A 17,669-nucleotide genomic window follows, 5' to 3' on the forward strand; every position below is an offset into this window, starting at 1 on the left:
TCCGCTTGGTGGGCTGCCGGCCAGTGTAGCGTGCTAACACACTCGGCGGGAATGACGCTGTCGCAGAGCGGGGAAGTGGCGGCATGCGAGCTCAGCCATGCTGCCCGGTTGCGATGCCGCAGCTCCCGCCATTCAGCGTCCGGTGTGGGAGTTCATTGGAGGAGCCCGACCCATCTGCGGGCTCAATCCATTTTGACTTGGGCGGCTTTCACCGCCGCCTGCATGCGCTGCTTTTCGCTCGCCATAAAACGGGCTGCCACTTCCGGCGGGGAGAGCTGGATCTCGTAGCCTTGGGCGATGAGCGCTTCACGGGCTTCTGGGGAGGCAATGCCTTGCACAAAGCCTTGGTAGAGGCGGTCCATCTCGGCCTTGGGTACACCCGCTGGGGCAATGGCGGCGATCCAGCCGTCCAGCTCGTACTGCGGCAGGCCTTGTTCGGCAATGGTGGGCACATCGGGCAGGCTGGCGCTGCGTTTGGCGCTGGTGATGCCGATGGCGCGCAGGTTCCCGGCCTTGATGTGGGCCATGGCGGGTGCGACCGCCACCACGCCCAGCTGCACCTGGCCGCTGAGCAAGTCATTCATCAGCTGGCCCATGCCTTTGTAGGGGATGTGGGGCACATCGATCTGGGCCTGCTCGACAAACATGGCGGCGCCCAAATGCAGGATGGTGCCATTGCCCGATGAGCCGTAATTGAGCGTGCCGGGATGGGCCTTGGCGTGGGCAATCAGCTCCTGCACGGTACGTGCGGGCACCTTGGGGTTGGCCACCAGCACAAAGGGCGTGGTGCCGATGATGGTGATGGGCGCGATGTCCTTGATCGAATCAAAAGGAATGTTTTTGTACAGGCTGGGGTTGACGACATGGTTGTTGCTGACGATGCCGATGGTGTCCCCATCTTTGGGCGCCCGCACAATCTGCGCCGTGCCGGTGATGCCGCCTGCGCCGGGCAGGTTCTCAATCACCAGGGGCTGGCCCAGGGCTTTGCTGATGGGCGTGCTGATGGCGCGAATGGCGCCGTCGGCCCCCGAGCCCGCCGATAGCGGCAAGATGACGCGCAGCGCTTTGTCGTGCCCTGCAGCCTTGGTTTGCGCCAGCGCGGGCAAAGCGCCACTGGTGAGGCTGGCCAGAACCATCGCCAGTGCGGTGCGGCGGGGGATTGGGCGGGTGGGGTGCATGTTTGTCTCCTGATTGCGGCTTTGCGCCTGTCTGTAAAGGATGGTTTGCTCTTATATTGGTAGCGTTACGCCGCTGCCTGGGTGGCCTGCATGGCGCTGATCTGCGCGGCTTCGTAGCCCAGGCTGGCCAGCAACTCGGCGGTGTGCTCGCCCAGGCGGGGCGGGTTTTGGCGTACGGCCAGTCGCTCGCCCGCCATGCGCAGCGGCAGCAAGGTGGTTTGTGCGGTTTGGCCGGCACGTTCGCCGTCGGTCAGCGTTACCTCGGCCAAGCCGCCGGTGGCCAGCAGGTGCGGGTCATCCAGCAGTTGTTCTGGCTTGCTGATGGGGGCGTAGGGCAGGCCGTTGTCTTCAAAGATTTTGGCGACCTGTTCGACATCCATGCGGGCCAGGCGCGCGCGCAGATCGGCGAGCAGGGCCGGGCGCGCGCGTACGCGTTCGTTGTTGGTGGTGTAGTGCGGGTTGGCCAGCAGATCGGCCCAGCCAAAGGCCTGGCACATGGTACGCCACTGGGCATCGCTCACGGCCGCCAGAAAGATCTGCTCGCCGTCTTGGACGGTGAACACGTCGTACACCGACCAGGCCGAGATGCGGTTGGGCATGGGATCGGCCGCCTCGCCCGTCACGGCGTACTGCATCATGTGCTGGCCGACGAGAAAGACGTTGTTCTCGAACAGCGCCGAGTCAATCTCTTGCCCCTTGCCGGTTTGTGCGCGCTGCATCAGCGCTGCCATGGCGCCGATTGCGCCAAACATGCCGCCCATGATGTCGTTCACGCTGGTGCCCGCGCGCAGCGGGTCGCCGGGGCGGCCTGTCATATAGGCCAGGCCCCCCATCATCTGCACGACCTCGTCCAGCGCCGTGCGGTGCTCATAAGGCCCGGGCAAAAAGCCGGTATGGTTCACATAGATCAGGCGCTCGTTCAGCTTGGACAGCGCGGCATAGTCCAGGCCGTACTTGGTCATCACGCCGGGCTTGAAGTTTTGCGCCACCACATCGGCCGTGCTGGCCAGGCGAATGGCGGCTTCCAGTCCCTGGGGCTGGCGCAGGTCCAGCGCAATGCTTTTTTTGTTGCGATTGAACATGGGGAAGAAGCCGGCACCCGCACCCAGCAAGTGGCGCGTGCGGTCGCCCTCGACAGGTTCAACCTTGATGACTTCGGCGCCCAGATCGGCCAGCACCATTCCGCAGGTGGGGCCCATGACCATGTGGGTGAATTCGACCACGCGGATACCGGCGAGGGGGAGCGATGGGGTGGGAGAGGGGTTACTCATATTTGGATAGCTACTAGCGCGCATGGTGTGGCACCAGCGGTTGATGGGGTTTAAGAATCAAGTGCAAATGGCAGCACAAGCCTGGGGAGCTGCAATCACACCGGCTTGCCACAGGCTGCCGTGCAGTTTCTCGTTGGGCAGCCAGGCGTGCATGCGCTGGCGCAACTGCAAAAGGGCGGGTACATCCAGACCCGTAGCAACGCCCATGCGCTGCAGCATATAGGCCAGGTCTTCGGTGGTGACATTGCCGCTGGCACCCGGTGCATGCGGGCAGCCGCCAATGCCGCCCAGGCAGGCGTCAAAGTGGGTGATGCCGGTTTGCCAGGCCGCATAGGCGTTGGCCAGACCCATGCCGCGGGTGTCGTGAAAATGGGCGGTGCGCAGCCGGCCGTCCACCAGGCGCCGGGCTTTTTCAAACAAGCGGCGCACACTGTCGGGGTCGGCATAGCCCACGGTATCGGCCAGGCTCACATGGTCGGCGCCGGCGTCCAGCAAGGCCTGCATCAGGCGCAGCACCTCGCTTTCGGCCACATCGCCTTGCAGGGTGCAGCCAAAGGCCGTGCCCACGCCGCCCTCAATTTGGGCGTGGCTCCCCGCTGCGTCGCGCACTGCGCGGATGCGGGCGACTTCCGCCACGACATCGTCAGGGGTTTTGCGCAGGTTGGCCAGGCTGTGCGCGTAGCTGGCCGACAGCGGCACGACCATGGACTGCGCGCCCGCTGCCAAGGCGCGCTCGGCGCCTTTGAGGTTGGGCACCAGCACGGAGGCGAGCAAGCCCGGTTTGCTGCAGGCATGGGCGAGCACGGCTTCGGTATCGGCCAGCTGGGGCAGCAGGTGCGCGGGCACCATCGATCCCACCTCCATCTCGCGCATGCCGGCGTCGTAGGCGGCGTCAATCCAGGCGCATTTGTCGGCGGTGCTGACGATGCTGGCCAGGCTTTGCAGGCCATCGCGCAGGCCAACTTCGCGGATGCTGGCGCGCTGTGTAGCAAGGGTTGAGGTGGCGGTCATCGTGTCTCCAGGCTTTTGTCGTTGGTTCTGATTTTAGATTTTCCAAAGTATCAGCAATAATCGAATACGGAACCGGTTTCGTTCCAAAGAGGAAAATCATGTATGACCTGAGTCTGCTGAACCTGCGGCTGTTTGTGCAGGTCTGTGAGCAGCGCAGCATTGCCCGTGTGGCGCAGGCCGAGGCGCTGGTGGCATCGGCCATCAGCAAGCGGCTGGCCCAGCTTGAGCACCAGATGGGCGCGCCCTTGTTCATCCGCGAACGGCGCGGCCTGCGCCCCACGGCAGCGGGTGAGACTTTGCTGGAACATGCGCGCACCATGCTGGCCGCCGCCAACCACATGCAGCAGGAGATGGCGGCCTATAGCAAGGGCGTACAGGGACAGGTACGGGTGCTGGTCACGGCGTCGGTGATGGCCGAATCCTTGGCTGACCATGTCGCGAGTTTTTTGCAGCAACCCGCGCACGCCAGTATCCGTGTGACTTTGGAGGAGTGCGTGAGCCCGGATGTGGTGCGCGGCGTGCGCGAAGGGCGCGCGGCCATGGGGATTTGCTGGGACGCAGCCGATCTGAGCGGCCTGCAGACCCAGCCCTATGGCAGCGACCACCTGGCCATTGCGGCGCATAAAAGTCACCCCATCGCACGCATGGCGCAAAGCGCAGCGGTGCACTTCTCCGACGTACTGGACTACGAACATGTCAGCATGCCGGCGTTGAGCGCAGTGCAAATCTTGCTCACCCGCGCCGCAGCGCAAGAAGGAAAGGCGCTGCGCCACCGCGTGCATGTCTCCAACTTCGATGCCGCGCTGCGCGTGGTCCAGGCCAACCTGGCGATCAGCGTGGTGCCGCGCGAAGTGGCACTGAGCTTTGCCGCCAACACGGATGTTCGGGTGATTCCGCTGGCGGACAGCTGGGCGCAGCGGCAGTTTGCGATCAGCTACCGGGATGCGGCCTTGCTGTCGTCGGCGGCCAAGGCGTTGTTGAGCCATTTGGCGGCGCAGTCGCCGCAGGCGTTGCACACGCGATAAATAATCCTTTTGCGGCGCGCAGGGGCATGGTTTTCGCGGCCAAGCAGGCAGGCGGCCAGGGGGACGAGGCGCTCAGGCGACCTCGGCCATCTTCGTCTGGACGGCTGCCTCGGGATGCCAGTGCCGGCCCGGCACTGCCGCCAGCAAGGCCTGCGTATAGGGATGGGACGGCTTGCCGAAGACGTGGGCGCTCTCACCCTGTTCCACGATCTGGCCCGACTTCATCACTGCGATGCGGTCGCAGACCTGCGCAGCAACGCGCAAATCGTGGGTGATAAAGAGAATGGACAGATGCAACTGGTCCCGCAGCCGTGCCAGCAGCTCCAGCACCTGTGCCTGCACAGATACATCGAGTGCAGAGACAGGTTCATCGGCCACCAGAATCTTGGGATCCATCGCCAGTGCGCGTGCCAGGCCGACGCGCTGGCGCTGCCCGCCGGAGAACTCATGGGGATAACGTTCCAGCGCATCCGGCGCCAAGCCGACCAGATCGAACAATTCGCGCGCATGCCGCCATGCACCATCATGCGTCTTGCCGTGGGCGATGGGCCCTTGGGTGACGATATCACCCACGCGGCGGCGCGGGTTCAGCGATGCATATGGATCCTGAAACACCATCTGCACCAGTGACGCGTGGTGCCGGCGTCCGGAGGGCGTGCGCAGGTCCACCGCTTCGCCGAACACCTTCATCTCACCGGCTTCGGGCACCAGCAGGCCGAGCACATTGCGCGCCAATGTGGATTTGCCCGATCCACTTTCGCCCACGATGCCCAGCGTGCTGCCGGCGGCCAGTTCGATCGAGACGTCGCTCACCGCATGCGTGATGCGCGCATTGCGCTTGAACCAGCGCTTCTTGCCATAGGTCTTGGATAAATGGCTGACAGACAACGCCACCGGCCGTCCTTCGGCACGCACGCGCAGCGCTGGCTCCAGCGGCGGCACGGCCGCAATCAAGGCACGCGTATAGCGGTCCTGCGGATGGTTGAGCACTTGCTCTGCCGGGCCGCTTTCTACCAGCTTGCCTTTCTGGATCACTGCCACGCGGTCGGCAATGTCGGCCACCACGCCGAAGTCGTGGGTAATGAACAGCACGGCGGTGCCCTTGCGGCGTTGCAGCTCATGGATCAGCTTCAGGATCTGCGCCTGCGTGGTCACATCCAGCGCCGTGGTGGGCTCATCGGCGATCAGAAGTTGGGGCTCCAATGCCAACGCCATGGCAATCATGGCGCGCTGGCGCTGGCCGCCGGACAGCTCGTGCGGGTACGCCTTTGCGGCAGCAGCCGGGTTCGGAATATGCACCGACTCCAGCAACGCCACCGTGCGCGTCTCGATCTCCTTGCGGCGGAGTTGGGTGTGGGTGCGGAACAACTCGGCAATCTGGTCGCCGATGGTTCGCAGCGGATTGAGCGCCGTCATCGGCTCCTGGAAGATCGTGCCCACCTCCTTGCCGCGCAGCTGGCGCAGGCGCTCGGGGCTCGCGCAGCGCAGGTCTTCGCCATTCCAGGCGATGCGGCCGCCGGTGACAGACACACCCTCGGGCAGCAGGCCCAGCACGGCCGCTGCCGTCAGCGATTTTCCCGACCCGCTTTCACCGACCACGCACAGCACTTCGCCGGGATGTATGTCCAGGTTGACCCCGGAGAGCGCATGGGGACGGTCAGCACCGGGCGGCAGCGCGACGGTGAGGTTCTGGAGTGAAAGCAGGGCAGTCATAAATCAATCTTGGCGATCTTGGTGTGGACCGGTCAAATGCGGCTTCAGAGGCGTTGGCCACCGGTGGCATCGATGTTCTGGCCGGTCACCCAGCGGCCCGCGTTGCTGGCCAGAAAGGTGACGATGTCGGCGATGTCATCGGGCTGGCCGACGCGGCCCAATGCAACCGTCTGGGCAATGACCTTGGCGGTTTCCGGATCGCGGGCACGCTGGTTGAGGTCGGTTGCCGTCGCGCCGGGCAGCACGGCATTCACCGTGATGTTGCGCGGGCCGAGTTCCGCTGCCAGCAGCAAGGTCAGCGCTTCCAGCCCGCCCTTGGCCGGGGCATACACGCTCATTTCCGGATAGGCCGCCCGTGTGCCCATCGACGAGACGTTGATGATGCGGCCGCCGTCGCGCAGCACCGGCAGCAATTGCTGGATCAGGAAGAACGGCGTCTTCAGGTTCACCTGCAGCACGCGGTCAAAGTCTTCTTCGCGCACATCGGCAATGCGTGCGCGTAAGCCAACACCGGCGTTGTTGACCAGGATGTCCAGGCCTCCTGCGGACGCGTCCCTGACGATGGCCTTGACCGCATGGGCCAGCACGCTTGCACCATCGGCGGCAGACAGGTCTGCGGCCACGGTCCAGGCCTCGCCGCCTTGTGCGCGGATCTCGGATGCCAATCCGTCAGCGGCATCGCCGGCCTGATGGTAATGCACGATGATGCGCGCACCTTGTTCCGCCAAGGCCACGGCGATGGCACGGCCGATACCGCGGCTGGCGCCGGTCACCAGCGCGATTTTTCCCGTCAGATCAAAGCGGTTGCGCTGGCTCATGCGACCACCTCGTCATCGGCGCGCAGCCAGCCTTGCTCGGCTTCAAGCTGGCGTGCCAGCTGGATCAGCACATGGCGGTCCACCTTGTTGGTGCCGGCCCATGGCAACTCCGCGACAAAGCGCACACGGCGCGGATGCTGGTAGGCGGGGCCGTTGTCCAGCGCAAAGCGCTTGAGCGTGTCGGCATCGAGCGTGCTGCCCGGGCGGCGCACCACAAAGGCCACCGGCACATGCGCGCGTTCTTCATCCGGCAATGGCACCACGCTGACCTGAATGACATCGGGATGGCGCTCCAGCAGTTTTTCCACTTCCACCGGATAGATGTTTTCACCCGAGCAGACAAACATGTCGTCGGCGCGGCCGATGAAGTAGTAAAAGCCTTGCTCGTCGCGCCGCATCACATCGCCGCTGGTGTACCAGCCGTCATGGAGCACCTGTGCGCTCTTCTCGGGCAGGTTGTGGTAGCCGGCCAGCACGGCGGGGTTGCGCATCAGCAGCACGCCTTCGTTCTCATTGGGGCCATCGACCAGCCGCACATGGTCCACATGGATCGGATGGCCGACCGCCAGGTCCGGCAAGGGGATGCCGTCCGGATGGGGGCCAAACACCGCCGGCCCGGCTTCGGTCGTGCCATAGCCATGGGCAAACTGGGTCGCGGGAAAGAGGGCCTTGAGGCGGCCGAGAAGGTCCAGTGTCATCGGAGCGGATGCCAATGCCACGCGCTTGAGGGACGAGAAATCGCGGCCTTGCAGACGTGCCGGATCACGGATCAAGCGGGCGAACATGGTCGGCACAGCGGTCACCGTGTTGATGCGGTAGCGTTCCAACGCGGTCAGGTAATGGTCCACATCGAAGCCCGGCAGGATCACCAGCTGCGAATGCAACGCAAAGGCGCGTTTGGCCATGAACAGGCCATTCATGTGGAACAGCGGTTGCGCCAGCAGCAGGCGTTGCGGCTCCGCCGGCGGCGGCGTGGTGACTTGGAGCGCCCACAATTGCCCGCTATGGGTCAGCGGCACACCCTTGGGTATGCCGGTCGATCCGGAGGTGTATAGCATCTGGCCTTCTTCATCCGCTTGCGGGCGAATGCTCTCGAACTCGGCCGGCGTGATCTGTGCAGCAAAGCCCTCGGGGCCGGCATCATCGAAGTCGACCACGCGCACATAGGCAGAAAAGGTATTGCGTCGTGCACCATCGACAAACGCCAGCACGATATGGGCGTCCTGGAGCACGTAGGCAATGGTTTGCTCGGGTTGCTTGATGTTGATCGGCACGGCGACGTAGCCGGCGCGCATGATGCCGAAATAGCTGATCAGAAACTCAGCGCGGTTGAGCGAGGCGATGGCGATGCGCGAACCACGCGGCAGGCCTTGTGCCTGCAACCAGCGAGCGACGCCGCCGGCCAGCCCCCGGATATCCGCATGGCTGTATTCACGGGGCTGGTCAAAGTCACGCAGGTCGACGATGGCCGGAAGGTCAAGGGGAAGGGCGGGATCGTTCAGATCGCCGAGGTTATAGCGAAAATCAGTCATGGTGCGTTGGCGTAAGGGAAGGATTGCAGCGCGGGCGGTCAGCGTTTGCGCAGTTTGGGATTCAGGGCGTCGTTCAGACCGTCGCCGACCAGGTTCAGGGCGAGCACGATCAACATAATTGCCACGCCGGGTACGGCACTCAGGAACCATGACGAACGGATCAAGGTGCGGCCCTCGCCGACCATGCGGCCCCAGCTGGCGATGTTCGGGTCACCGAGGCCCAGGAAGGACACCACCGATTCGTACAGGATCGCGCCGGCCACCACCAGCGACGCCATCACGATGACCGGCGGCAGCGCATTGGGCAGGATCTCGCGGAAGATGATGCGCCCCGGACTGAGCGCCACGGCACGGCAGGCCTGTACGAATTCACGCTCCTTCAGCGACAGGAATTCAGCACGGGTGAGGCGCGCAATCGGCGGCCATGACACCAAGCCCACGGCGATCGTGATGTTGCCGATCTTCGGTCCCAGCACAGACACCACCGTGAGCACGAAGACCACGTTTGGGATGATCTGGAACAGCTCGGTCAGGCGCATCAAAATCTCTTCCACCCAACCGCCGTACCAGGTCGCCAGCGCGCCGACGGTAACGCCAATGGCGGTGGCCGCCGCAGCCGCCACCAGGCCGATCAGCAAGGTGGCGCGCGCGCCATGCACGATCATGGCGGTGATGTCGCGGCCCAATGCATCGGTGCCGAGCGGGTAGGCGCGGTCGGTGAAGGGCCAGATCTCCGGCGCGGCGACGATACGCAGCGGATTGCCGGGGTACAGCAGGTCTGCCGTCAGTGCCATCAGCACCACCAGCGCGAGCAACAAGGCACCCACCACTGCGCCGCGATGGCGGGCAAAACGGGCGATGAGATGGTTGCTGCGCTTGGCGCGAACGGTGGGGGCCGGCGCGAGCGTTAAGGGCGTTGTCATGTCAGTGGGCCTTGATGCGCGGATCGAGCCGGGCGTAGAGAAGATCGATCAGGATGTTGGCCAGAATCACCACTACGGAACTCAGCACCAGAATGCCGAGCACCACCGGATAGTTGCGGCTCATCACGCTGTCGAACAGCACCCCGCCGATACCCGGCCAGCTGAAAACGGCCTCGACCACGATGCTGCCGCCCAGCACCGCGCCAAGTTGCAGACCAAACAGCGTGACCACCGGCAGCATGGCATTGCGCGCCATGTGCCGCAGCACCACGGCACTGTGTTTCAGGCCTTTGGCGTGCGCGGTGCGCACGTGGTCCATGCGGCTGACTTCCAGCATCGAGGCGCGCATCACGCGGGCATAGTTGGCGCTGTAGAACAGCCCGAGGGTCAGCGCGGGCAGGAACAGGTGATGCAAGATATCCACCGCTTGCGTCCACCAGCCTCCGTCGAGGCCGATGGTGACCATGCCGCCCACCGGGAACCAGCCCAGCTTCACGCAAAACAGGATGATCAGCATGATGCCGAGCCAGAAGCTTGGCGCGGCAAAGCACAGCACGGCAAACACCGACACCGCCGTGTCCCACCAGGTGTTCACCTTGAGCGCAGAGACGATGCCCGCTGCCGACCCCACCAGCACCGCGATCAGCAAGGCTGCAAACATCAGCAGCAAGGTCGCCGGCAGGTGCGCCCACAGCACGTCGATCACCGGCAGGTTGTGGCGGTACGAATAGCCCAGGTCCAGCTTGGCGACCGAGCCGATGTACTTCGCCAGCTGAATGGCCGGTGGCTGGTCCACCCCGTAGGTCACGCGCAAGCGATCGATCATGGCCTGGTCGGTCACCTGCTGCTCGGCCGTCATGACGTCCAGGAACGTGCCGGGCACCATCTGGATCAACGTAAAGTTGAGGACAATCACGCCAAGCAGCAGGGGCACGGCCTGCAGGAGCCGGCGCAGCAGAAGAGCAAGCATTTCAACCCACCTTTTTAGCTGTCGATCCAGGCGTCATCGAGCGACTCGCCCTGGACGTTGGCACCACGCGTGACATTGCGTACCTTCTTGCCGGCCAGCGTGAAGGACTCCATTTCCACCAGCGGCACGATCGGCACATCGGTCGAGGCCAGCTTGGCAAAGTCTGCAGCCAGTTTCTGGCGTGCCTTTGGATTGGTTTCCGTCATCAGCTGTGACACCAGCGCATCCATGTCCTTGCTGGAGTACCCGGTTGCATTGCGGAAGGCTGCCCCCTTGACGATGCCATCGGTCGTGAAAAACTGCGTCACCGTCGGCACCAGCTCCAGCGGCGCGGTGAAGTTGGAGATGGCAATGTCGTAGTCGTAGTCGCCATAGATGCGCTTGAGCGCGGTAGCGCGATCGACCGAGTCCAGCTTGACCTCCACGCCCACATCTTCGAGCGCCTGCTTGATGTACTGACCGAGCTTGGCGTTCTCTTCAAACCATGCAGCAGCCACCACATTGACGGAAAAGCGCTTGCCGTCTTTCAGCGGCAGGCCGGCGGCGTCCAGCAGCGCGCCCGCCTTCTTGGGATCGAACGCATAGCGCGGCACATCGTCGGTATAGAACTGCTTGTTGCTGCTGAAGATCGGCGAGATGGCGGGCTTGCCCCGGCCGAAATAGATCGTGTCGACGATGAACTGGCGGTTGATCGCATGCAGCAGCGCCTGGCGCACCTCCTTGCGCTTCACATGCTCACGGCGCTGGTTGAATTCGGCAGTCACGGTCCACGCCGAGTTCTCGTAGCCACGCGTGTCGACGACGACCTTGCCGGTTTTCACCAGACGGTCGATATCGCGTGCAGGCACCGGATTCGAATAGGCCACCGACAGCTCGCCGGTCTCCAGCGCCGCCGCGCGCGAAGCCGGGTCGCCCCACCAGCGGATGATCAGTTTGTCGAGGTAGGGGCGGTTGGCGCTCCAGTAACTGGCATTGCGCGCATACAGCACATGGCTGCCGCGCACCCACTGGCCGTATTTCCAAGGGCCGGTGCCGACCGGCGTGTTGTTGAGCGGGTTGGTCAGCAGGTCCTTGCCTTCGTACAGATGGCGGGGTACCACCAATTGGTATTGGCCCGCCAGGATGGACTTCAGGAAGAACTCCGGAGTCGGCTGGTCGAAGGTCAGCACCACGGTGTGGCTGTCGGGGGCGGTGACCTTGCTCAGGGCCTTGAGCGCGATGCCGGCCGAAATCGGCTTCCAGTGCTGCAGGAAGTTATAGACCACGTCCTTGGCGTCGAAGTCTGCACCGTCGTGCCACTTCACGCCTTTGCGCAAGGTGATGGTGTATTGCTTGAAGTCGGCTGATGGCGTGATGGTTTCTGCCAGCACTGGTTGGAACTCCAGTTTTTCGTCCAGCTTGAGCAGGCGCTCCAGGATTTTGGTCGAAGTCTGGAACGGGCTTGAACCTCCGCCGCCCGGCACGAACAGCGCTTGCGGCTCCAGGCCGCCCCAGGTGGCGACCAAGGTACCGCCGCGTTTGGGCGTGGCGGTTTGCGCGAAGGACGGAAGCGCCCAACCGCCAGAGGCCCCCAGTGCTACGCCAGAGATGCTGCAGAAATTGAATTGACGGCGTGACAGGCCGGACGTGCTCATAAGTGGTTCCTTGGTTCAGGGCAGGGTGGAGTAGCTGGCGCGACCGATGGCCAGCAGCACGCCTTGGTCGTTGTACAGGTCGACATCGGCGACGCCGACCGACTTGCCGGCGCGGCGCACGGTGGCAACGGCCAGCAAGTTGGTGTTGATGGCCGGGCGCAGGTAGTCGACGCGGAAGTTGATGGTGGGCAGGCCACGGCCGATCTGCATGCCGACAGCGAAGTCGCCCACCGTATCGATGATGGCGGCCAGCGGACCGCCATGCCATTGGCCGGTGTTCGCACCGCGCTCGAAGGCCGGCAGAAAAGGGGCGGCCACGGTCAGCACGCCCTTGTCATGGTCGACTTCCTTCACATCCAGCTTCAGCGATGCGATGAAGGGGGAGGTCTCGAAGATGGCCTGGATGTCGGCGGCGCCGAGTTTTTGGGGAGAGGGGATGCTCATGCGCCCACCAGTACCTTGCCGAAGACGTTGCGGTCTTCCAGGCTGGCGAGAGCCTGCGCGCCTTGCTCCAGCGGCCATTGCTTGTTGACAAGCACTTTGAGCTTCTTGGTTTGCACCAGCTCCAGCAGGCGGTGCAGGTCCTGGCGCTCCCAACCGTTCGAGCCAAGGATCTGCAGCTCGAAGGTCCAGATGAAGCGCAGGTCTTCCTTCGGATCGTAGCCGGCGGTGGCGCCGCAGGTCAGCACGCGGCCTCCCACACGCAGCACGCGAAGCGATTGGGTCCAGGTATCGCCGCCGGTGAAGTTGACCACGACATCGACACCGCCTTGCGGGCCGTTGCGGCGGCGGCCGGGCTTGCCGTAGCGTGCGTAGATCGCTTTGACGAAATCTTCTTCGGTATACAGGATCACGTCGTCCGCCCCCAATTCACGCAGGCGGTCGGCCTTTTCCTTGGAGCCGGCAGCAGCGATGACGGTGGCGCCGGCCAGCTTGGCCAGCTGCACGGCGCAGACGCCAACGCCGCCGCTGGCGCCGAGGATCAAGACCTTCTCTCCGGCTTTGACCTGGCCAATGGTTTCCATCATGCGCAGCGCGGTGCCATAGGCCACCGGCAAGGCGGCGGCTTCGGCAAAGCTGACGTCCTCCGGCAGCTTGATCAACTGGTGCGCGCCGACGCGGCACAGCTCGGCCAGACCGCCGTGGATGGTCTCGCCGACCAGGCCTCCGTTGACGCGGTCGATCGGATCCACCAGCACGCGGTCGCCGACTTTCCAGTCGCTGACGTTGGCGCCGACTTCCGCAATTTCACCGGCCACGTCCAGGCCGATGATGATCGGGAAATCCAGGCGGATGCCCGGCATGCCACGGCGCGTGAACACATCGTGGTAGTTCAGCGACGATGCCTTGACGCGGACGACGACGTCATCAGGGCCGGGTGCCGGATCGGGGAATTGGGTGTCCAGCGTCAACTTGTCGTTGCCGCCGTGTTCGTGCAAAACAATGGCTTTCATGGGGAAACTCGCATCAAAAAATTACCAGGAGGCCAGACCTTGCAAGGCCTGCTCCGTGATGTGAATGCCGTGGCTCAGCACCGACTGGCGCCAGCCGCTGGCATAAGGAACGAATGCGTCGATCAGGTCATGGCGAAGGATGTCGTCGCGGGTGGCGTCCGCTGCCTGGCTGCTCTTGAAGCGCAGCCATTGGTCCAGCCGCAGCGCTTCGCCGACCTGGCGGCCGCGTGTGCCGAATTCGACGACGGCGCCGGCCACCTGGCGGCCCGGCAGGAACTGCTCGACACCACGGAATACCAGGCCTTGGTAGTTGGGGCGCGCCAAGCCGTGCGGACGCTGGTCGAGCACGCGCTCCCTGCCCCACCAGCTGGCGGCTTGTTGCTGCTCTTCGCTGCCTTCTTCGTTGAAGCACAGGAAGAACGGCTCGCCGTATTCGCCAATGCCGGTGTGCCAGTCGATCAGCGCCACTTTTTGCGACTGCGCCAGGTGCTCGCGCAGGATGGTTTCCAGGGTCAGGTTCGACCACTCACGCTGCTCTCCGCCATAGACCAGCCCTTGCGGATACTTGTATTGACCGCTGGCAGTGGCGTTGAAGGTGGCGTCTGCACCGTGCTCCTTGCGGAAGGCATCGACCGCTGCTGTTGCGGCTGCCAGCCCGGCCTGCGTCCACTGCGCCGGCACCACGTGCGGGTGCAGAAGATCGTAGGCATCGTTGGGCGGATACGGCTTGCTGTGGTCGACAAAGTTGCGGTTCAGGTCGACGTTGTTTTCCGTTGTGCGTGTCTGGTGCGACCAGCCGTAGGGATTGATCGCGTGGATCAGCACCACGTTGGTGTCCGCCGGCAACGCGCGGGCGCTGCCGGTGGCCAGCCAGCCGATCTGCGCGGCCGAACCCGCAGCACCTTCGAGGCCGTGCGTGCCGCTGATGAGCAGCAAGGTGCGCGTTGCATCCGCAGGGCCGAGCCGGGCGACATCGATGCGCAGCGGCTGGCCATCGGGCGTCGTCTTGTCGGGGTGCGTGTAGCTGTGTACCGACGCGCCGACCGATTGGGCTTGCGCGATGAAGCGCAGGCGCGCATCGGCGTAGTCGCGCGAGAAGGCCTGCCAGTATTCCGGAATGGTGCCGGGCAGTGGAGCCTCTACCGTAGACGCGGTGCTCATATTTGTTTCTCCTGCCCGAAGGCTGGCAAGCTGCCAGCCGCGATATCCGTGGTTTGCAGCGCCACCGCCACCGGGCCTTCATCGGTGTCGGCGAAATCGTTGAAGCGCGACGTGGCACGCTGGCCAGGCGCAAAGCACGGCAGCTCGATGTAGTTGGCATCGAGGATCAGCGTTTGGTTGGTGGTTCCGGTGTGGTGGCGCCCCTGGGGCGCCAGTGAAAAACCCAGCTTCAGGTACGACGCGGTGGCGGCTTGCAGATCGTTGACGCGGACAATGGAATGGACCAGCCCGGTCACGGAAGGCAGTGACATCAAAGGTTCCTTGCTTGCTTGAAAGGGGGCAAGGTTCGCATGCAGCGCTGATGCGCGTCTACGAAGATTTCTTAATATTGGTATGCGGATTTTGGGTCGGCCGTCACTGTCTTCACTCTCTCCCGCTCGGCATGAAGCGGGGTAATCGGCGAGGTGTTGCATGGACCGGTTGCGTTGGCAGACTCAAGCGGGTTGCTGCCCCAAGCCGGTTTCCCGGCAGTTGTTGCCGCCCATTCAGACGGCTTGGAGCGCCGCCTCGCAGCCTCGCCGGATCAGCCCACGCCCTGGCCATTCACGGCGCTGCCAGCAGCCCGGTGGGATGTCAGCTGCTGGATGGCAGAAAAATCAAACCGTTCCAGCAGATCGCGGAGCGCAGCGAAGAGGGGTGCGCTATCGCCCGAGGCGCTTTGGACGTCGATCCAGCGCGCAATATCGGTCAGGCGGCCATGAAGCGCCAGATGGGCGAGTTCCTCCAAAGCCTGGTCTGCCGGCATGGCGTGCGGGGTTGGTGCAGCATCTCCCGTCTGCTTGGCAGGCTGCATCGGTGTTCGTGCCAGAACGGGCCACTCTGCCCTGGGACCCTCGGTTAGCGGTGCAAGAAAGCTGAATGAAAACGTCGTTCCTGCGTCTGCGGTGCTCGTGACACTCAGGGAGCCCCCGATCGCCGAGACAATGCGTTGTGCAATGAACAGCCCCAATCCGGTGCTGCCGTTTTCCTCCTGCATTGGCTGGAAGGCGCCAAAAATACCAATGCCCCCGGTCCAGGTCAATGCCTATTCCGGTATCGCTGACCGCAAAGCACAGCCCGCAGCCGTTTGCCTCCGGCCTGGCATGGGATCCCAGGCGCGGCTAGCATGTGCGGTTGATCCCTTCAAGCACCATTGAGAGACCCTGGCTGCCACAGGCACTAGGCGTCTTGACAGCGCCTTATGACATCCGAGTTTGCACCACGCCCACCATCCGGGTTTTCGACAGCGGTACCGCTATCCACCCCCCATTCGCCCACTGTCAAACGTCGCGTCCAGGTCGTCGTGGTGGGGGGCGGCATCATGGGCGCCTCGGCAGCCTGGCATCTCGCCCATGCCGGTGCCGCAGTGACCTTGGTCGAAAGCGCTCCACAAAGCCGCACCACGGCGACCTCCTGCTCTTTTGGCTGGGTGGGATCCAGCGCGAGTACCCCCTCCAGCAACCCTGCCGCCTTCGCCGAAAGGCTCCAGGCCCTGGAAGCGTTCGCAGCGATCGAGCGCCAACTCGGCCCGCTGCCCATCGCTGCGCGCGGAGCGCTGCTGTGGGGGGCCAATGAAGAGGAAACGGCGGCGATGATTGCGGAGCACAGGGCGGCTGGTACGCGAATGGAAGGACTGGCCGGGTCCCAGATCGCTGACAAGGAGCCGAGGCTGGCACAGCGGCCGCCTCTGGCCGCCTGGGCGCCCGACGATTTCGCAGTGGAGCCTGCGCTATTGGCACGCCAGTTGCGGGCCGGCGCTCTGGACTTGGGCGCATGCGTGCGCCACGGGACGGCAGATGCCGTTGAAGTGGCCGGCAACCGGGTCGCTGCGGTCATCGTGGACGGGCAGAAGCTGGTGGCAGACACCGTCGTGCTGGCCAACGGCTTTGGCGTGGGCGCACTGGCGTTGACCGCCGGCGTTGATCTTCCCATTGGCCAGTCGCCGGCCGTGCTGCTTCGATGGGATATGCAGGCCCATGGCCTTCGTCACCTCCTCTGCGCTGACGAGGTGGAGCTTCGGCCCGCGCTGGCCGGTGGACTGGTGTCGGCTGCAGACTATCCGCGCGCGGGTGAAGCCGGCTTCACCCGCGCTTGCCGCCCGCACGGGCCGCCAAGTGGCACAGCTGTTGGGGCTCGCGAAGGCACCACCTCTGCGGTCCGTAGGCGCTGCCCAGCGCCCGATGACGTCCGACGACCGGCCGCTGTGCGGCTATGTGGAGGGGATCGACGGGCTGTTTGCATTGGTGGCGCATCGTTGCGTGATCCTGACACCGTTCTTGGGCCGCCGCTGCGCGCAATCGGTTCTGGGGACTGGAGGCGGACAGTGGCCGTCGGCCGAACCAGGCCGGTGGCACGCGGCCCAGGGCGTCCCGTAGCTGCTGCACTGCCAAACCCCCGCACGACTGCTGTCTTCCGGCCCGGATTTTGTGGGCAGTCATTGCGCTACTTCACCAAATAAGCTGCAAAAAAGCAAAGGTCTATTGAATAAGGGTTTACAGTGGGTCAATATTCTTGAAAGGCGCCACCATGTCGACACTGTTGGGTTACTTCCTCTATTCAAGTCGGCTGGCTCCCGATTGCGATCCCACCGAAGTGGGCGCCATTGTGAAGGTGGCGCGGGAATTCAATGCGCTGCACGGCATCACCGGCATCCTGGTGTTCGATGGTGAGCGATTCACCCAGTACATCGAAGGGCCCGGTAGCGAAATCGATGCACTCGTACGCAATCTTGTCCGGGACCGCCGGCATACGGACTTTCTGCAACTGAATGCAGGCAGCGCACTGGAAGAGCGCCGCTATGCGACATGGTCGATGGGTTACAGCGATGTCAGCCTGGAAGAGCTGGACATCGACCTGATGGCCACCATTGATGGGGATGCGGCGCTGGACCTGTTTACGACCGCCGTCGCGGAATTGGACCGTTTGTAACCCGTTGACAGC

General features: G+C 64.1%; 17 protein-coding genes. 3 read left to right on the plus strand and 14 right to left on the minus strand.

Annotation, left to right across the window (positions count from 1 at the left end; genetic code table 11):
* Nucleotides 1-182: 182 nt before the first annotated feature.
* From AB7A72_RS11065 to AB7A72_RS11075, 3 genes are all read right to left on the minus strand, one after another.
* Nucleotides 183-1,178, minus strand: a complete 996-nt coding sequence (locus AB7A72_RS11065; RefSeq protein ID WP_369459978.1) for a Bug family tripartite tricarboxylate transporter substrate binding protein — start codon at nt 1,176-1,178, stop codon at nt 183-185.
* A 65-nt stretch (nt 1,179-1,243) separates the two neighbouring features.
* A complete protein-coding gene (locus AB7A72_RS11070) occupies nt 1,244-2,449 on the minus strand; it encodes a CaiB/BaiF CoA transferase family protein (RefSeq protein ID WP_369459979.1) in 1,206 nt (401 codons plus the stop codon).
* Between the two features lie 57 nt (nt 2,450-2,506).
* A complete protein-coding gene (locus tag AB7A72_RS11075) occupies nt 2,507-3,460 on the minus strand; it encodes a hydroxymethylglutaryl-CoA lyase (protein ID WP_369459980.1) in 954 nt (317 codons plus the stop codon).
* Between the two features lie 98 nt (nt 3,461-3,558).
* Here AB7A72_RS11075 and AB7A72_RS11080 point away from each other — a divergent pair, with 98 nt between their 5' ends.
* Nucleotides 3,559-4,485, plus strand: a complete 927-nt coding sequence (locus tag AB7A72_RS11080) for a LysR family transcriptional regulator (RefSeq protein WP_369459981.1) — start codon at nt 3,559-3,561, stop codon at nt 4,483-4,485.
* Nucleotides 4,486-4,557: 72 nt separating this feature from the next.
* Here the strand turns inward: AB7A72_RS11080 and AB7A72_RS11085 are convergent, their stop codons facing one another.
* The 11 genes from AB7A72_RS11085 to AB7A72_RS11135 all read right to left on the minus strand — a co-directional run bounded on the left by AB7A72_RS11085 (nt 4,558) and on the right by AB7A72_RS11135 (nt 15,771).
* Nucleotides 4,558-6,198, minus strand: a complete 1,641-nt coding sequence (locus AB7A72_RS11085) for an ABC transporter ATP-binding protein (protein WP_369459982.1) — start codon at nt 6,196-6,198, stop codon at nt 4,558-4,560.
* A gap of 44 nt (nt 6,199-6,242) precedes the next feature.
* Nucleotides 6,243-7,016, minus strand: a complete 774-nt coding sequence (locus AB7A72_RS11090) for an SDR family oxidoreductase (RefSeq protein WP_369459983.1) — start codon at nt 7,014-7,016, stop codon at nt 6,243-6,245.
* A complete protein-coding gene (locus AB7A72_RS11095) occupies nt 7,013-8,548 on the minus strand; it encodes a class I adenylate-forming enzyme family protein (RefSeq protein WP_369459984.1) in 1,536 nt (511 codons plus the stop codon). Before AB7A72_RS11095 ends, AB7A72_RS11090 begins: the two co-directional genes overlap by 4 nt.
* A 38-nt stretch (nt 8,549-8,586) precedes the next feature.
* Nucleotides 8,587-9,471 carry an ABC transporter permease gene (locus AB7A72_RS11100; RefSeq protein ID WP_369459985.1) on the minus strand — a complete coding sequence of 295 codons (885 nt, stop codon included), beginning with the start codon at nt 9,469-9,471 and terminating at the stop codon, nt 8,587-8,589.
* Between the two features lies 1 nt (nt 9,472).
* Complete coding sequence (locus AB7A72_RS11105) at nt 9,473-10,441, minus strand: ABC transporter permease (RefSeq protein ID WP_239812607.1); 969 nt, start codon at nt 10,439-10,441, stop codon at nt 9,473-9,475.
* A gap of 14 nt (nt 10,442-10,455) precedes the next feature.
* Nucleotides 10,456-12,075 (minus strand): ABC transporter substrate-binding protein, encoded by a 1,620-nt coding sequence (locus tag AB7A72_RS11110; protein ID WP_369459986.1) that lies wholly within the window; start codon nt 12,073-12,075, stop codon nt 10,456-10,458.
* Nucleotides 12,076-12,090: 15 nt separating this feature from the next.
* Nucleotides 12,091-12,519, minus strand: coding sequence for a PaaI family thioesterase (locus AB7A72_RS11115; RefSeq protein ID WP_369459987.1), 429 nt, complete (start codon nt 12,517-12,519; stop codon nt 12,091-12,093).
* Nucleotides 12,516-13,529: a quinone oxidoreductase family protein gene (locus AB7A72_RS11120; protein WP_239812604.1), complete on the minus strand. Its 1,014-nt coding sequence runs from the start codon at nt 13,527-13,529 to the stop codon at nt 12,516-12,518. The genes AB7A72_RS11115 and AB7A72_RS11120 overlap by 4 nt, the downstream gene beginning before the upstream one ends.
* A gap of 21 nt (nt 13,530-13,550) precedes the next feature.
* Complete coding sequence (locus AB7A72_RS11125; RefSeq protein ID WP_369459988.1) at nt 13,551-14,690, minus strand: M14 family metallopeptidase; 1,140 nt, start codon at nt 14,688-14,690, stop codon at nt 13,551-13,553.
* A complete protein-coding gene (locus tag AB7A72_RS11130) occupies nt 14,687-15,001 on the minus strand; it encodes a VOC family protein (protein ID WP_369459989.1) in 315 nt (104 codons plus the stop codon). The genes AB7A72_RS11125 and AB7A72_RS11130 overlap by 4 nt, the downstream gene beginning before the upstream one ends.
* A gap of 272 nt (nt 15,002-15,273) precedes the next feature.
* A complete protein-coding gene (locus AB7A72_RS11135) occupies nt 15,274-15,771 on the minus strand; it encodes an ATP-binding protein (protein ID WP_369459990.1) in 498 nt (165 codons plus the stop codon).
* Between the two features lie 279 nt (nt 15,772-16,050).
* Here AB7A72_RS11135 and AB7A72_RS11140 point away from each other — a divergent pair, with 279 nt between their 5' ends.
* Nucleotides 16,051-17,187 carry an NAD(P)/FAD-dependent oxidoreductase gene (locus AB7A72_RS11140; RefSeq protein ID WP_369459991.1) on the plus strand — a complete coding sequence of 379 codons (1,137 nt, stop codon included), beginning with the start codon at nt 16,051-16,053 and terminating at the stop codon, nt 17,185-17,187.
* Nucleotides 17,188-17,255: 68 nt separating this feature from the next.
* The gene (locus tag AB7A72_RS11145) at nt 17,256-17,657 is read left to right on the plus strand and encodes a BLUF domain-containing protein (protein ID WP_312463188.1); all 402 of its coding nucleotides are present in this window, start codon (nt 17,256-17,258) and stop codon (nt 17,655-17,657) included.
* Nucleotides 17,658-17,669: the final 12 nt, after the last annotated feature.

It is taken from the genome of Comamonas sediminis (genome assembly GCF_041107495.1).
GTDB classification, from domain to species: domain Bacteria; phylum Pseudomonadota; class Gammaproteobacteria; order Burkholderiales; family Burkholderiaceae_C; genus Comamonas; species Comamonas sediminis.

Coding starts and splice junctions, on each gene's coding strand:
- AB7A72_RS11065 (WP_369459978.1), bottom strand. CDS start 1,178: ATGCACCCCACCCGCCCAATCCCCCGCCGCACCGCACTGGCGATGGTT.
- AB7A72_RS11070 (WP_369459979.1), bottom strand. CDS start 2,449: ATGAGTAACCCCTCTCCCACCCCATCGCTCCCCCTCGCCGGTATCCGC.
- AB7A72_RS11075 (WP_369459980.1), bottom strand. CDS start 3,460: ATGACCGCCACCTCAACCCTTGCTACACAGCGCGCCAGCATCCGCGAA.
- AB7A72_RS11080 (WP_369459981.1), top strand. CDS start 3,559: ATGTATGACCTGAGTCTGCTGAACCTGCGGCTGTTTGTGCAGGTCTGT.
- AB7A72_RS11085 (WP_369459982.1), bottom strand. CDS start 6,198: ATGACTGCCCTGCTTTCACTCCAGAACCTCACCGTCGCGCTGCCGCCC.
- AB7A72_RS11090 (WP_369459983.1), bottom strand. CDS start 7,016: ATGAGCCAGCGCAACCGCTTTGATCTGACGGGAAAAATCGCGCTGGTG.
- AB7A72_RS11095 (WP_369459984.1), bottom strand. CDS start 8,548: ATGACTGATTTTCGCTATAACCTCGGCGATCTGAACGATCCCGCCCTT.
- AB7A72_RS11100 (WP_369459985.1), bottom strand. CDS start 9,471: ATGACAACGCCCTTAACGCTCGCGCCGGCCCCCACCGTTCGCGCCAAG.
- AB7A72_RS11105 (WP_239812607.1), bottom strand. CDS start 10,441: ATGCTTGCTCTTCTGCTGCGCCGGCTCCTGCAGGCCGTGCCCCTGCTG.
- AB7A72_RS11110 (WP_369459986.1), bottom strand. CDS start 12,075: ATGAGCACGTCCGGCCTGTCACGCCGTCAATTCAATTTCTGCAGCATC.
- AB7A72_RS11115 (WP_369459987.1), bottom strand. CDS start 12,519: ATGAGCATCCCCTCTCCCCAAAAACTCGGCGCCGCCGACATCCAGGCC.
- AB7A72_RS11120 (WP_239812604.1), bottom strand. CDS start 13,529: ATGAAAGCCATTGTTTTGCACGAACACGGCGGCAACGACAAGTTGACG.
- AB7A72_RS11125 (WP_369459988.1), bottom strand. CDS start 14,690: ATGAGCACCGCGTCTACGGTAGAGGCTCCACTGCCCGGCACCATTCCG.
- AB7A72_RS11130 (WP_369459989.1), bottom strand. CDS start 15,001: ATGTCACTGCCTTCCGTGACCGGGCTGGTCCATTCCATTGTCCGCGTC.
- AB7A72_RS11140 (WP_369459991.1), top strand. CDS start 16,051: ATGGGCGCCTCGGCAGCCTGGCATCTCGCCCATGCCGGTGCCGCAGTG.
- AB7A72_RS11145 (WP_312463188.1), top strand. CDS start 17,256: ATGTCGACACTGTTGGGTTACTTCCTCTATTCAAGTCGGCTGGCTCCC.